At 57.1% G+C, this 13,660-nt stretch carries 22 protein-coding genes and 1 pseudogene; 5 read left to right on the forward strand and 18 right to left on the reverse strand.

The window, feature by feature from the left end; translation table 11 throughout:
- Nucleotides 1-111: 111 nt before the first annotated feature.
- From HKD27_RS15750 to traA, 8 genes and pseudogenes are all read right to left on the reverse strand, one after another.
- A pseudogene (locus HKD27_RS15750) lies at nt 112-384 on the reverse strand (type IIL restriction-modification enzyme MmeI); the annotation flags it as partial.
- 39 nt (nt 385-423) lie between these two features.
- Nucleotides 424-1,518 carry a Fic family protein gene (locus HKD27_RS15755; protein WP_194690158.1) on the reverse strand — a complete coding sequence of 365 codons (1,095 nt, stop codon included), beginning with the start codon at nt 1,516-1,518 and terminating at the stop codon, nt 424-426.
- Between the two features lie 116 nt (nt 1,519-1,634).
- Entirely contained in the window at nt 1,635-2,306 is a 672-nt protein-coding gene (locus HKD27_RS15760; protein ID WP_194690159.1) for a DUF6118 family protein, read from the reverse strand.
- The gene (locus HKD27_RS15765; protein ID WP_019088723.1) at nt 2,306-2,443 is read right to left on the reverse strand and encodes a hypothetical protein; all 138 of its coding nucleotides are present in this window, start codon (nt 2,441-2,443) and stop codon (nt 2,306-2,308) included. The genes HKD27_RS15760 and HKD27_RS15765 overlap by 1 nt, the downstream gene beginning before the upstream one ends.
- Nucleotides 2,440-2,577, reverse strand: a complete 138-nt coding sequence (locus tag HKD27_RS15770; RefSeq protein ID WP_026019313.1) for a hypothetical protein — start codon at nt 2,575-2,577, stop codon at nt 2,440-2,442. Before HKD27_RS15770 ends, HKD27_RS15765 begins: the two co-directional genes overlap by 4 nt.
- A 25-nt stretch (nt 2,578-2,602) precedes the next feature.
- Nucleotides 2,603-2,995: a PIN domain nuclease gene (locus tag HKD27_RS15775; protein ID WP_048848569.1), complete on the reverse strand. Its 393-nt coding sequence runs from the start codon at nt 2,993-2,995 to the stop codon at nt 2,603-2,605.
- Complete coding sequence (locus tag HKD27_RS15780; protein ID WP_062106147.1) at nt 2,992-3,186, reverse strand: type II toxin-antitoxin system VapB family antitoxin; 195 nt, start codon at nt 3,184-3,186, stop codon at nt 2,992-2,994. Before HKD27_RS15780 ends, HKD27_RS15775 begins: the two co-directional genes overlap by 4 nt.
- A gap of 54 nt (nt 3,187-3,240) precedes the next feature.
- Nucleotides 3,241-6,330, reverse strand: a complete 3,090-nt coding sequence (traA, locus tag HKD27_RS15785) for a Ti-type conjugative transfer relaxase TraA (RefSeq protein WP_194690160.1) — start codon at nt 6,328-6,330, stop codon at nt 3,241-3,243.
- Between the two features lie 96 nt (nt 6,331-6,426).
- Between traA and HKD27_RS15790 the strand changes: the two genes are divergently transcribed.
- The 4 genes from HKD27_RS15790 (at nt 6,427) to HKD27_RS15805 (ending at nt 7,679) form a co-directional block, all read left to right on the forward strand.
- Entirely contained in the window at nt 6,427-6,786 is a 360-nt protein-coding gene (locus HKD27_RS15790) for a conjugal transfer protein TraD (protein ID WP_194690161.1), read from the forward strand.
- Nucleotides 6,787-6,850: 64 nt separating this feature from the next.
- Nucleotides 6,851-7,090, forward strand: a complete 240-nt coding sequence (locus HKD27_RS15795; protein ID WP_061491522.1) for a conjugal transfer protein TraD — start codon at nt 6,851-6,853, stop codon at nt 7,088-7,090.
- A 188-nt stretch (nt 7,091-7,278) separates the two neighbouring features.
- Complete coding sequence (locus HKD27_RS15800; RefSeq protein WP_228518597.1) at nt 7,279-7,506, forward strand: hypothetical protein; 228 nt, start codon at nt 7,279-7,281, stop codon at nt 7,504-7,506.
- A gap of 2 nt (nt 7,507-7,508) precedes the next feature.
- On the forward strand, nt 7,509-7,679 hold the full coding sequence (locus HKD27_RS15805) for a hypothetical protein (RefSeq protein ID WP_162531351.1): 171 nt from the start codon (nt 7,509-7,511) through the stop codon (nt 7,677-7,679).
- Between the two features lie 95 nt (nt 7,680-7,774).
- On the opposite strand, the gene HKD27_RS15810 is transcribed toward HKD27_RS15805, so the two are convergent.
- The 8 genes from HKD27_RS15810 to HKD27_RS15845 all read right to left on the reverse strand — a co-directional run bounded on the left by HKD27_RS15810 (nt 7,775) and on the right by HKD27_RS15845 (nt 10,436).
- Nucleotides 7,775-8,029 (reverse strand): hypothetical protein, encoded by a 255-nt coding sequence (locus HKD27_RS15810; RefSeq protein ID WP_012813384.1) that lies wholly within the window; start codon nt 8,027-8,029, stop codon nt 7,775-7,777.
- 84 nt (nt 8,030-8,113) lie between these two features.
- The gene (locus tag HKD27_RS15815) at nt 8,114-8,290 is read right to left on the reverse strand and encodes a CopG family antitoxin (protein WP_018308598.1); all 177 of its coding nucleotides are present in this window, start codon (nt 8,288-8,290) and stop codon (nt 8,114-8,116) included.
- Nucleotides 8,291-8,326: 36 nt separating this feature from the next.
- Nucleotides 8,327-8,713, reverse strand: a complete 387-nt coding sequence (locus HKD27_RS15820) for a type II toxin-antitoxin system VapC family toxin (RefSeq protein WP_194690163.1) — start codon at nt 8,711-8,713, stop codon at nt 8,327-8,329.
- Nucleotides 8,710-8,955, reverse strand: coding sequence for a type II toxin-antitoxin system Phd/YefM family antitoxin (locus HKD27_RS15825; protein WP_194690164.1), 246 nt, complete (start codon nt 8,953-8,955; stop codon nt 8,710-8,712). Before HKD27_RS15825 ends, HKD27_RS15820 begins: the two co-directional genes overlap by 4 nt.
- Before the next feature lie 125 nt (nt 8,956-9,080).
- Nucleotides 9,081-9,476: a type II toxin-antitoxin system death-on-curing family toxin gene (locus HKD27_RS15830; protein WP_194690165.1), complete on the reverse strand. Its 396-nt coding sequence runs from the start codon at nt 9,474-9,476 to the stop codon at nt 9,081-9,083.
- Nucleotides 9,473-9,700, reverse strand: a complete 228-nt coding sequence (locus HKD27_RS15835) for an AbrB/MazE/SpoVT family DNA-binding domain-containing protein (RefSeq protein WP_194690166.1) — start codon at nt 9,698-9,700, stop codon at nt 9,473-9,475. The genes HKD27_RS15830 and HKD27_RS15835 overlap by 4 nt, the downstream gene beginning before the upstream one ends.
- A gap of 102 nt (nt 9,701-9,802) precedes the next feature.
- Complete coding sequence (locus tag HKD27_RS15840) at nt 9,803-10,210, reverse strand: DUF2442 domain-containing protein (protein ID WP_062454620.1); 408 nt, start codon at nt 10,208-10,210, stop codon at nt 9,803-9,805.
- Nucleotides 10,200-10,436, reverse strand: a complete 237-nt coding sequence (locus HKD27_RS15845; protein ID WP_194690167.1) for a DUF4160 domain-containing protein — start codon at nt 10,434-10,436, stop codon at nt 10,200-10,202. The genes HKD27_RS15840 and HKD27_RS15845 overlap by 11 nt, the downstream gene beginning before the upstream one ends.
- An 879-nt stretch (nt 10,437-11,315) precedes the next feature.
- On the opposite strand from HKD27_RS15845, the gene HKD27_RS15850 reads away from it, so the two are divergent.
- Entirely contained in the window at nt 11,316-12,416 is a 1,101-nt protein-coding gene (locus tag HKD27_RS15850; protein WP_194690168.1) for a replication initiator protein A, read from the forward strand.
- Between the two features lie 61 nt (nt 12,417-12,477).
- Here HKD27_RS15850 and HKD27_RS15855 read toward each other — a convergent pair whose 3' ends face one another.
- Together HKD27_RS15855 and parA are read right to left on the reverse strand one after the other, a co-directional pair.
- Complete coding sequence (locus HKD27_RS15855; protein WP_194690169.1) at nt 12,478-12,753, reverse strand: ribbon-helix-helix domain-containing protein; 276 nt, start codon at nt 12,751-12,753, stop codon at nt 12,478-12,480.
- Nucleotides 12,750-13,403, reverse strand: a complete 654-nt coding sequence (gene parA / locus HKD27_RS15860; RefSeq protein WP_194690170.1) for a ParA family partition ATPase — start codon at nt 13,401-13,403, stop codon at nt 12,750-12,752. The genes HKD27_RS15855 and parA overlap by 4 nt, the downstream gene beginning before the upstream one ends.
- Nucleotides 13,404-13,660 lie beyond the last annotated feature (257 nt).

Genomic DNA, 13,660 nt, shown 5'->3' on the forward strand with positions numbered 1-13,660 from the left:
CTTCTGCGGGCCGCAAGACGCTCAATCTGTCGAAACAGGCTCGTGCCGCCTGATCGTTCCTTTATTGTTCATGCCAAACGTTGTTTAGCGTACCATCCACACGATGGCCTCCAACAGAAACCGCGCCTTGGCTGACTGGGTCTTGGGGCTTTCCCTGAGCAGGTTCAGGGTCTGGGCAACATGCCCCTCAGGACAAACGGCCAGATGGATGTTGTTGCGCTGAAGCACCGCCCCAGAAACGTCCGAGCGGTTATCCTTGCGAAGCCGCTTGATCGTAACATCGCGGTTTCCGAATGCTTGCAGGAACTCGAAAGGAAATTCCCCGGGATTAAAAGATGCCTCGGCAATCCGGGAGACAGCTTCTTCAATCTCAACGGGATTCATGCGTAAAATTCCATATTTTCGAAAAACAGATCATACACCTCATGCGCCACCGGACACCTCCAGGAAGAGGCGGACCAGAGGTGCGTTGATATAATAATTGCTCCGCCCTGAGCGGTGCTTGGACAGCAAGCCTTTCTCTGAGAGCTGGTCGAGGTATTTCCCTGCCGTCTGACGCGCGATATTCAGATCCGACTGGACATACTCGATTTTCGTGTAGGGATGCCGGAACAGGTTGTTCAGCAGTTTCTGACTGTAAATCTTGGGCAGCTCTGTGCGCATCCGCTGCTTCATGGTGGCCATCTGCGCCCGCATGCCCTCAATCAGCTCCAGAGTGATCCTAGATGTCTCGGCTACGGCACGCAGCATGTAGAGGATCCACACCTCCCATGCGCCTTCATCCCGCACCTTCTGCAACAAACGATAATACTCATCCTGGTGGCGGGTGATGTAGCGCGACAGATAGAGGATCGGGATATCCAGAAGGCCGGTCCGGGTCAGATATAACACGTTCAGGATCCGCCCGACGCGGCCATTTCCATCGGGAAAGGGATGGATGTTCTCAAACTGATGGTGGATCAGGGCCATCTTGATGAGTGGATCCAGGTCACAGAGCCCGTCATCATTCACGAACCGCTCCAGATCCGACATATGCCCGATAATCTCCCGCCCGTCCTGCGGCGGCACAAAGACCACTTCCCCCGTGCGCTCATTCTTCAGGGCCGTTCCCGGAGTGTTTCGAAACCCATCTCCCCGCTTCTTGAGCATCTGGAAAATCGCGATCAGCCCCTTGTTCAGGATCAGCCCATCGGTTTCCTTCAGCTGCCGAAACCCAAGATGCAGCGCATCTCGATACAGGGCGACTTCCTTGGCCGCCACTGAGTCCGGCCCTTCAGGAAACAGATCTGCTTGGAAAAGTTCATCCTGGGTGGTGACGATATTCTCGATTTCCGAGGACGCCTTGGCTTCCTGCAAAGCCAGCGTATCAATCAGGATCCCCTGATTGGGAATGGTTGCCGCCCGTCCCTTCAACTCCGCCAAAGCCCGGTTGGCCTCGACCAGCGCCCTGAGAACCGGAACCGTTTCTATCTCCCTCTGAGGCGGTAAAGGCCGAATAGGGTAGGTTGACGTTAACATGACATCCTGACGTGGTAGGAATATGCGTTTTTTCTAACACGTCCAGATAATCCGTCAAAGAAATCCAGTTTCTTTGACATGTCATATTCTGCTGTCGGCTTTGTATCCCCTGAAGACTATTCCTGCTCTGCCGGAACAATGATGACACAGGGTTTCTGAGTTTTTTCCTGACCCGATGCCGCTTTCTGGCAAGCTGCAATCCTGTCTCTGTTGACCTCAACCAGCTGGCTGTCCTCACGTACACGTTGCCAGCCTTCAGGATTGCTGACCGCCATCATCATGGCCCCAGAGTTCCAGCGATCTTTCTCCCCAACAATAAAGGATGCCACTCGCGTCCCGACAGAAGATGGCAGGAGATACGCCAAAACAGGCGACAACCCGATCCCTGCAACAAGACAGGCAAGCCCCACCCCTAACAGCCACCAGTTCTGACGATCCTGCTGACGGGACTGACCAATGATATTGGCAAGAACCCGACGTTCCCCCTGAACCTCACCTATCGCTTTCTGAAACGCTGTCTGCATCTCCTGACTGGCAGAAATCCCGACCTGACGAATCCCTTGCCCATACGCCTGGGGCGTCATCTTCAGCGTCGGATTGGCCTCGATCGCCTCCATTCGTGCACCGACTGCATTCATGGCCTTCACGACACGGGCCAGATCCTCCGTGTAATCCGGGGGCCGATTGTCCCGCCACGCCTGCGGCAACGCTTCCACGCTCCGCCGGAGTACCGTCATTTCGGCGCACAGGTCCTCAAACGCGCGCGCTGCTGGATCTGTCTCGGACATCAGATATCCCCCCACAGATTGAAAACCCGCACACCAGCCGCCTCGAAAGGCGACACGTCGTGGCTGGCCAGAACACGCTGCTCCGGGACGGGCCTCCTCGTCTCCATGATCACGTTGGTATCAAGCAGCAGGATCATTCGAAGGACATTGCCTCGGCCGGGGTCTGATCGCGGGTCTGCAAGACCGCGATATCCTGATCACGCACACCGGCCTCACGACCGATGGCCCCCAGAAGCGATCCCAGCCGAACGGCCTCTTCTTTTTTCTGCATGTCCTCTCCAGTCACCGCGCCGAAATCAGACAACCCGTTCCAGCCCCAGATGTGTCACAAACGGATCAAAGTCCCGGTCACTGTAAAGGAGCCGATACCCGCTTACGATACATCGTGTGGCAATCAGGGTATCAATGGTTTTCCGGATGGTGATGCCTCTGGCACGCAGGTCACGGAAATATCGTGCCGCCTCGATCATGACATCACGCCCCCCGATCTCTACCAGATCCAGAGCGCCAAGCAGTCTCCGCGCCTTGTTGAAATCCCGTTCGCTCGCAAATCCCTGAAGAACTTCCGTCATCATCAGATCCCCAATGGCGACCAGTTCCTCTCCCAGCAACCGGTCCAGAGCATCAACCTGTGGCGTCACCGTACCCCTGAAAAAATCGATCCAGACTGATGAATCGACCAGAATCATGCGTCGGAACGCATGGCGTCGAGATCGCCGTGCCACTCCAGCCTGCCCTTCATGGAACGCAGTTGCCGCTGCTGATTCAACTTGATCAGCGTCCGCAATCCGAGTTCGACGGCTTCTTTCTTGGTTTTGACGCCAGACGCCTTCAGCGCATCTGTCATGAGGGTATCGTCAATAATGATGTTGGTTCGCATGATGTGTATCTCCAGTGAAAATTATACACATCAACATCTCCTCTCTCAAGCAGATTACATCCCCATATCCATACCGCGCGACCTGGAGCGTGAGAGGGCCTGCTCCCGCTGATGGGGATGCAACCCGTGATCAAGCGTCGATCCCTTCCGGATGCCCAGCTCGCGGCTTTTCTCCCGCAGGATGGACTCAAGCTGCGCATCCCGCTTCAATTCCTTGAGCGCCACACCCTGCTGTTCCCGGCTCAGCCCGTCCCAGGTCTTCACAAACCGCGCCGCCCGCAATTCCGGGCTCTTTCGCACCCTGTCCTCATGCTCCAGCCCCTCGACCAGTTTGCGCGCCCGTGCCGGACCTTCCAGACCATACAGCGCCTGCCGGATCTCCGGCTGATGCTTCAGCGCCGCCCGCAGATCCGCCTCACCACCACGCCGGACCCGTTCCAGATCCCGACCGGCTTCAAACAGCGCCTTCTTCTGATGCTCCAGCACGGGCAACTCCTGGCGCACCATGCGCTCGGCATCCACCCAGGCCCGCGCATACCGCTCCACCGCCTGCTGAAGCGGGTCACTCCCCGGTATAAACCCGTCCAGCCCGGCCGGCACCTGCTCACGCTGCACACGGGGCAGCCGCAACCCGGCAAAGGGAGATGCGGGAGCTTCACGCTCGACCCCACTCTTCCCCTTACCGGCCTCAGCCTCCATCCCGGTCAAAACGTCTTTTTCCGCCGTGCGACGACCCGGCCGCACGGACAGGTCCAGTCCATCGAACATCCCGCGTTTTTGCTGTGCCGACGCAGGCTCTGGCATAGGCACACCTTCGGCCTGCCTGTCCTGCCGGGGGCCAGAGGCGGCCTTCTCACGCTCCACCACGATCTCGCTCTCGGGGACATGCAGCCCGCGCCGACGCGCAAACCCGGCATCCCGATCCCGGACATGCGGGTAATCCAGCGTGGTGTCCTTCAGCCGCTCGCGCGACAGCCGCCGCACCAGCCCGTCAAGGTCGCCCACATCATCACGACCCCAATGGACAGACACGCTCCCCCGATGGCGCGACAGCGCCACATAGGCCCCATGCCGGTCCATGCTCCCCGTCGCCAGCACATGCGCCCGGTCCACCGTCACACCCTGCGCTTTGTGGATGGTGGCGGCATAGCCATGATCCAGCGCGTCATACTCCCACATCCGCACGGACACGATCCGGCCAGTCCCAACGCCATCAGGACCATCAAGCTGCACAGAAAGCATGATCCGATCCTCATCCATGCCATACAGCCCACGCACCGTGCCCAGCGTGCCGTTCTTCACCCCCAGGTCCCGATCATTACGCAGGAAATACACCCTGTCCTCATGCGCAAAACGCCTCTCCCCCTGAACCGTCATCACCGACAGTTCGACATCAGCGTCCAGCTCACCCGCCTCCCGCCGGATCTCGCGTGCCGCCTCGTTCAGCGCCCGCACATCGACACGCCGATGCGCCAGCATGATCTGGCTGTCTTCTGGCGCGGCCTGCCGGGCTTCCTCCCACCCGGCCACCACCCCGGCGCGCGCCTCTTCCAGCGTGTCATGTCCGCGCACCAGGCCAGCCGCCTCATAGCGTCCCAGCGCCCTATCCGTCCGCCCGGTCGCAAGCTCTTTCGTGGCCGCCTGCTGCCAGCCTTCACGCTGCCGGCGCACCGTCGTGATCTCCACCGACCCCACCCGCTCGGCCACCGCCCGGAACGCACCACCGGCCTCGATCGCCTGCAACTGCTCGGGATCACCTACCAGCACCACCTTGGCCCCAGCACTGCGCGCGGCCGACAGCACCCGCTCCATCTGCCGTGACCCCACCATGCCGGCCTCGTCCACCACCAGCACGTCCCCGCGCTCCAGCAGGTCGAACCCACGCGCCCACGCACGCTCCAGGGAGGCCAGCGTCCGGCTTTCGATCCCGGCCCCCGCTTCCAGACCTTCCGCCGCGATCCCCGACAGCGCCGCCCCGCGCACCCGATACCCGGCCTCTTCCCACGCCTCACGGGCCACACCCAGCATGGTGCTCTTCCCCGTCCCGGCATAACCGACCACCACAGACAGGTCGCGGGACTTCGTGACCTCGCCCACCGCCAGCGCCTGTTCGTCCCCAAGCCCATCCCGCGCCATCGCCGCCCGACGCACTGCCAGCGGCACCGCATGACCCTGGGACTGACCCATCGCGAACGATGCCTCTTCCAGACGCTGCTCGACCCCGATCATCGCGCGCGTGGAGAACCGCTCCCGCCCGTGCCCGTCTTTCCCGAGCGCGACCAGCTCCGGACATGCCTCCACCCGAACCATGACAGCACTGAACTGTTCTGCATCTGCCGTATGCCGGTCCACGAACCGCGCCAGGTCCTGACGGGTGAATGTGCTCTGCTGTCGGGTCAGCGCCTCCAGCGCCACATGCGGCTTGGCCAGCAACCTCTCGCCATTGCGTCGCGCGATCTCCAGATGGTCAGCGACCCGCTCCGCGTCCTCGCCCCGCTCTTCCCGACGCATGCCGGCCGGACCGATCTTGTTCTGCGGCTCAAGATCGATCCCCTGTGCCACGAACGACCGATGATCGATCCGCACATCCAGGTCCAGCTCGGCCAGCCGTTCATTGGCGAGCGACGCCCATCGCCCCCGCCATGTCAGCAGGAGTTCTTTGTCATTCCACGAGCGTTCTTTCGCACCAAACCCGTTCTCGTCCACAGACCGCGTGGACAGCATCACATGGGCATGGGGCTTCGCCAGTCCATCTTCGCCAATATCCCAATGCACATTGAGATCGGCCACCATGCCGCGTTCCACGAACTGCTCCCGCACAAAATCCCGTGCCAGCGCGATCCCCTGCGCCTGGGTCATTTCGCGCGGGATTGAAAACTCCACCTCGCGGGCAAGCTGGGCATCCTTGCGCTTCTCGATCGCCTCGACCTCGTTCCATAGGGTCGCACGATCAAGAAACCGTTCCGGCGCGCCATCGGGCAGCAGGATCTCGGAATGCACCACGCCGCTCTTGTTGGAAAAGTCATGGTCGCAATCCAGCCGCACATCATGCAGGCGGGACGCTGCGCGATAGGCTGCCGCCGCCACGGCGCTCCGGCCGGTGACACGGCTGATGACCTTTGCATGCAGGTGATAGATCGCCATGGACGCGATCTTATCACATCCCTTAAGCGCACGTCACGCAGTGACGTATAAGCGCGCACTTACATTTTACTGCGCCATAAAGGTTGATTTGTCTGGATGAGTGACGCGGTTCTCGCCTGTATGGTAGAGTATGGCACAGACCAGCAGGACAGGGGACCGGAAATGCGCAGGCCACGGGACATTGATGCGGAACTGAAGGCGCTTCAGGAAAAGGCGAAGCAGCTTAAGGCGCAAAGAACCATCCAGCTCGGTGAACTGGTCGAGGCGACGGGAGCCGATACCCTGTCGATCGAGGCGCTGGCCGGTGTGCTGCTTGCGGCTGTCGAACAGGCGGACGGCAAACCCGAAGCCGTCGCGAGGTGGACCGAACGGGGGACGGCGTTCTTTCAGGCCGGCGGAAAAAAGGGCAGCCGGAAAGGAACCGGAAACGATCAGAATGGAGCTTCTGGCGCTTGAAAGACGGATCAGGAAGCAGGCGGCCCTGATCCATCGCCATCAGGCACGAAAGGCACGCACCGACATGCGCGACTGGGCGAAGGCGCGACGGGAACGGACCCATCATCTGATCGAACTGGGCGGTCTGGTTCAGAAGGCGGGACTGGTTGATCTGACCGATGATGACCGCGCCACCCTGCTCGGAGCCTTTCTGGATATTGCGGGGCAGCTTCAGGGGGGAAATGAGACCACCCCGGACGACCTGAAAACGCGCTGGAGACGCGCGGGGCTTCATGCCTTCGACAGGGACCGGGAACAAGGCTGACGACAAAACACGATCATCCAAAACGGACAGACTGTAATCTCGGCCACAGAACAATTTGACGGTCTGGAAACTGACCGCCACAAACACTTCAAGAGGATACCTAATGGCTATGGTTTTCTGATACAATCAACCGTCATCAATGGATGTGGAATCTGAATGCTCGGTTCGTTGCACGGGCGGCAAAGCGTATGACCGATACGGATGCCTTCATCTTGCTCAATGAGGCGGTCAATCTGGAAATAGCGGAAACGGCTGCCAACCTTCTTCGGGAAGGTGTGCCAGAAAAAATTGTCGCTGATTTCGTTATAGCTTACAGTCAGACACAACGAGCAGAATTGCTGGATAATGTCTGCGATTACGCATGGCGGATTTCTGCCCCTGTCGCTGCCACGAAACACGAGGCGATGAAGACATGACCATGACGGACCTTTCCGACGAACGGGCTGCCAAAAGGGATGCAATCCGCAAGGCACGCAACAGCACGAAACCCACTGTCCCGGCCGATCAGGTTCTTGCTCTTCTGGACGCCGATCTGGCCCGGATTCAGGCGGCCATTGACACCCTCCCTACGCCTCGCCCCACGGATTGATGAGGGTGTTGGTGTCGTGAACGATCCCCCCCGAAATCCACGTCCCTGATGGCCTCGTGGAACGCGGGAACGATCCCTCATTCCCGCGCTGAAGATTACCAGTAATATTCGTGGGGTCGCCGGGTGCCGGTATACGGAAAGACCGCCTCGACAGGATCGAGGTCGCCCTTGATGATCAGGCGGGCAACATGCCTGTCATGATGACGGCCAGGACGGATATCGTGCAGATGACTGTACCAGTTGGGAGATTCAGAGGCTTCACGTGAGCCTCCATAGCCACAGCGATCCGGCTGGTTGGCCCAGCGATGATTGCGACCGTATTTGCGGCTGTGATGATAGGTGCGAGACATGGGAGCTTCCCCTCCATGACGCGCGGAGTGATTTCCGAGCGTACCTACATCGCCCGATCTCCTCTGTTCTGGTCGGAATATACTTTACCGCGTCTGTGCGACATCGGTCTCCAGCAGGGACGCCGGCAGGCGCATGTTGAGGGCGGCCGCCTTGGGTTCGATCTCAAAGCGCATTGGCTTGAAACCGGACAGGTCATACCGGGTCAGATCGACGGTCGCGACGAAATCCTCGGCCGCTTCGTCACTGTGCAGCGAGGGCATGGACCTATTTTTGTAGCTCATACTGGTCGATCTCCTTCAGACGGCTTCGATCGGGCCTGGATAAGCCTTTACCAGCGGATCATGGGTCAGCAGAAGCAATCCTTCCACCGTGGCCTGTGCCACAAGGATCCGATCAAAGGGATCCCGATGCACATCTGGCAGTTGTCCGACTGCCAAGGCGTGCTGGCTGGTGATCGGTAACTCCTCATAACCGTTTTCGATCAGACCTCGTCGCAGCAGATGAGGATCGACCTGGAAGTCTGCCCGTCCCAGCCCGGTCTTAATGGTGATCTCCCAGAGACTGGCCGCACTGAAGACCAGATCATTGCCCGGATCTTCCATCAGGGTTCTCGCCCGTGCTGACAGCTTATCTGGCTCTCCGGCCGCCCAGAGCAGCAGATGGGTATCCAGAAGGAGCTTCATGTCGGACCGTCGAACAGAGACACAATATCGTCCTGTCCCATGCGATCAAAATCCTCGGGCACCCGGATTTTTCCGGCCATAAATCCCAGACGGCGTTGCTGTGGTGCTTCAGGAGCCGTAATCGGGCTAACCCGCACCATCGGGCGGCCGGCTTTGGCAATGATGAAGCTTTCTCCTTTCATGGCGGCGTCAATCAGCCGGGACAGATGCGTCTTGGCTTCGTGGATGTTGACTGTGCGCATGACGGAAGCCTCCTGAGTCTACCAAAAAAAGACTTAGTCATGTTAGTCTGGTCTATCAAGGCAAATGTCGCCAGGACCACCTCAGGAAACGAAAAAAGCACGCCCATCGCGTTCTTCGCCTACCGTCATACCCTTTCGAATGCGACATTGGCGGTCAGGAATGCCGCATAGCCCAGTTCGTCCATCTGACCTGCCGCCAGCGCGAGAACTGCATTTGCTGCATCTTCCTGGGCTGCCGTGAAACGATAGCCGTTCAGTTCCAGAAACAGCACACCGAGCACAAAGCCCGTACGCTTGTTCCCGTCGATGAAAGGATGGTTTTTGACGATACCCGCCGTATAGACGGCCGCCAGATGCACTGGATCCAGCAGATCCGCATAGGCCGCATGCTGCTGTGGCCGGGCAAGCGCGGATTTCAGAAGACCTGCATCCCGTACGCCGGAAGCGCCCCCATGCACCCCCAACAGCCGGTCATGCAGGATCAGGGCTTCGCGTTCGTCTATCCAGACGAAGACTGTCATTGCGCCAGAACATGCAGCGTATCACGGTAACGCCGCATAATATCCTCAGCCTTCGCCATTTTGGTTTCGAAGTCGGGATCATAGGGCACGAGCCGATATCCGCCGTCTGATGCTTCGGTCAGATACAGGGGCGCGCCGTCCTGGGTGTTTAGCCGTGAGATCACTTCTTTGGGCAGCACCACCCCGAGTGAGTTTCCGAATTTTCGCACTTTCAGTTCGACCATGGTGAATCCCCTCAATGTTATTACCAATGTAATAACCTTTTGCGGTTTCAGCAATCACCATGCTCACCGGCCTGTCTAGCTCACAGTGATCAGTAGTCTTTCTTACGCGACGTTTCTGGGCCGACCGCCTTTCGCACCATTCCGGCGTGCAGCCGCCACCTTTGCCTGGCTGGCGGACGATCCGCCCACACGTCCCATCTGTGCCGCCATCCAGCTTCGGGAACCGTAGATACCGTGGATCAGACCTTCGACCAGAACATCAGCGTCGAGACGGGGCCAGTGAAGCCCATTACCCAGCGGGGTAATCTCGATCTCAGCCAGATCATTCAGAGAAGCGCCCTGCAAATCCTGTAACAGATCCACCGGCACGCTCATTTCAACACCGTTGGAGAGCGTGACATGAAGGGCGCGGCGCGCACGGATCAACCTTGCGGAGACCGCATGAGGAACTGTCGCTCTATGAAGCGCGTCTGCTTCACGAGCGGCCTGATAGTTCACGTTATTCGCCATGTATCTTCTCCCATGCTTCCGCCAGCATCTCAGCGTGGTCCTGCACGATGATAAGGGCTTCCTGTAAGACCTTATCTTTCATGCCACCTGCCCGTATCAGGCGGGCTTTCCTGCCAATTTCAATTACCGCTTCCCCATCCGCGCTTATGACGTGAACGTGCATTGGCACATGATCTGCCGTGTAAATCACGACACGAAATCCATTGATGCGTAGAAGCGTCGGCATAATTCATCATATCCCTAACGCTTGGGTTTTTCAATTAGAACCATTCCATTGAAAGTCAGGAGGAGAATATCTGGACGGTCAGACAGAAATGGACAGCCCACTAACTTCTGACAAAGCCAGCAGAGCGCCATAGGAGGCCGCACAAAGCGTAATGCCCGTTATCGCCCACAACCTAGCCATTACACATGGTAACGCCTGTAAGGTCATCCTGCGGCGTCTGGCGGGCATACTGCAACACGTGATTTGCTGAATGATCGTCTGAACATCGGTGCGTCTTGAGCAGATTACGGTCTTGCCCTGTTTTTTTTGTGTTGCAGGCGTCGGGCGAGCGCGGAGCGGGAGCCCCGTAGGGCGCCAAAGGCGCCGACGCGGGGGAGGTAAGGTGCAACTGGCGAGACGATGCGTTGTATCGTTAGATTATAATTTCGCGCTGTAGGTGTGTCCGTATTAGCGCAGGCCCAAAGGGCCAAGCAGGGGGATGCCGGGTGGGAGATCGCGCATGCGCGATCGGGGCGGCCGTAGGCCGCGAGCCGGCGGGGGCGGAGCCCCCAAGAGGCGGGGCTTGGGTTTAATGTGGCTAGAAATTTTTAAGCGATAAAAAGTTATCCACACCCTTAGAGTGTTTAATAGGTGTTTAAGTAGTGTTACGGTTTTTCGGAGTTAGGATAACATATTGAATAATAATGGTTTTATTAGACGATTTCGTCGTCTTGTGAATCCACTATGACGATAAACTGAATCCACTATGACGATAAACTGAATCCACTATGACGATAGCAAGCACGCGTAATTGAAATGACGATAAGCTCAAACTGAATCTAATATGACGATAATTAGCTTGCGTATGTGAAGTGACGATAGTAGCTATCTGTAATTGAAATGACGATAGAATCTTCTCCTTCCTTGTTCGACATTGCGCCTTCCCTGGCTATGGAAGGTGAAGATCGCACACCCCTCCTACCAGTCCGCCATCCAAATCAGGACCTATTCATCTGTGACGTGCTCGATGCCATTCCCAAAGATGATATGGCGTCAATGGAGCATCCTGTTTTTTCGCTCTCGACCAAGCCTGACACTCGGATGCGACGCTATGAACACAATGGGAATATCATAGAGATCATCCCGTCTGGCAAAGGGCTGGCAACGATCCATGACAAGGATATCCTAATCTACTGCATCTCTCAGCTCGTTGCGAAAATGAATCACGGCGAACAACCAGGCCGAACACTCCGCCTTCAAGCTTATGACATGCTGGTCGCTACCAACCGTCAAACCAGCGGAGCAGGCTATAGACTACTGACCGACGCGTTGACGCGCTTGCGCGGAACAACCGTGCGAACCAACATTCAAACAGGCGGCATTGAAGAGACGCGAATTTTCGGTTTGATCGAAGAAGCTAGAATCACCCGTAAGACGTTTGATGGCCGAATGCTTGATCTCGAAATCACTCTGTCAGATTGGGTCTATCGTTCAGTCATCAGCAAGAACGTCCTAACACTTCACCGAGACTATTTCCGACTTCGTAAACCATTCGAACGACGCATGTACGAGCTAGCCCGCAAACACTGCGGTATGAAAGATGAATGGAAGATCGGATTAGAGCTGCTGCAAAAAAAATGTGGCTCAAATAGCCCGCTTCGCGTCTTTCGATCCTTGGTTAAGAAAGTTTGTGCGCATGACACCAGCCATGCTCATTTTCCTGACTATGCCATCACAATGGCCGACGACATCATTCTATTTCGCAACCGTTTGAGCCTTAACACAAAGGCCGACGTTATTGTCCCCGTCAGAGATGCCCCCTACATTGATCCCGAAACCATGCATGACGCTAAAACCGTTGCGCCAGGATATGATATTTATGCTCTCCATGACGAATGGGTTTCATGGTGGCACGACATGGGGAAACCCGAGCTTAAAAGCCCTGCCGGTGCCTTTATTGGCTTTTGCAAAAAACGGCACGAACGCAGCCCAATGCGCTGATTCCAGCGCATGCTGGCAAGTGTACATGCGTGCATGCAAACATAACCTTAGCTACACCTACCTACTTGCCTACAGGACTTTCTCCCATCTTGCGTAGCCAGTCGTTAAACGCGTCGGCCATCGCGTCCTGTAAACTCATCCCATGCTTTCTGGCGGTCATATGCATGGCAAACGACATTTCCGGGCTAAAATAGCCCGTCATGGCTTTCTTTCCTTGACGGCTCGGCGCAACCGGCTTGCTGTCTGTGGCAGCAATCTTGCTTTCTGATGTGGCTACAGCCGACGATATTGCGGAAGCACGATCCCGCAACGACAGTAGAGACCCCTTCCGGCTCATGCACTAGCTCTCCGCTTTCTCGATGATTGCATGTTTACATGCTTGCATGTCCACTTGTAAAGCAGCCTTACCTCATCAGACGCTTTGCCTTTTGGCTCTATTTCCATTGCAGTTTTCCCTTCCGCCGCCGCATGACGAAAAACTGCACGATCAGCGATAATATGTGGGCATGCGTTTAGCCCGTAGCTTTCTACGAGTTGTGTGGCCTCCTCATACATACGCGGAGCGGTCGGACTTCCCGCTGTAAAAACGACGAAGGCTGGTTTGCCACGCATTTTTATAAGGCTGGCAGTAGTTTTGATCGCTGCCAGATCGAATGCACTCGGCCGACATGGAATTAACACTAAATCGGCGACTTCAACGGCAGCACTAGCCGCACTATCAGCGTGAGGCGGAGTATCAATCACGATGAACTTAGCGCCCTGACTCATTGCCTGTTCGATCTTAGCCGCGAGGCGCGGCGGAGCACTGTCAATCACAACCGGCGGAGCATCCTTACGCCATGCCGCCCATTGGCTCGCGGTTGCCTGTGGGTCCACATCAATCACCAATGCCGTATGGCCAGTATCCTCAGCAGCCGCAGCCAGATGCAAAGCCAGAGTGGTTTTTCCAGCCCCACCCTTCTGACTGATAATCGCTATTGTTGGCATGTGAACGTCCTTACATGACCGCATGTTTGCATGCAGTCATACGCGATAACCTACTAGACCGACAATAGAGAACGACAGAAAGCAACCCATATTCAACGGCCGATAAACTCACCTTTCCCTCTGCACAATGGCAGCAACAGTGTTCTTGAGGCCATCGTGTGGAAAGTACGCTAAACAACGTTTAGCATGAACAGTAGAAGAACGTCTGGGTAGCGTGATCTTGCCTGAGGGCAAGCCGCTGTTTCTTTGTTGAACAA

The sequence above is a fragment of the Gluconobacter sp. R75690 genome (genome assembly GCF_015244525.1).
Lineage (GTDB): Bacteria > Pseudomonadota > Alphaproteobacteria > Acetobacterales > Acetobacteraceae > Gluconobacter > Gluconobacter potus.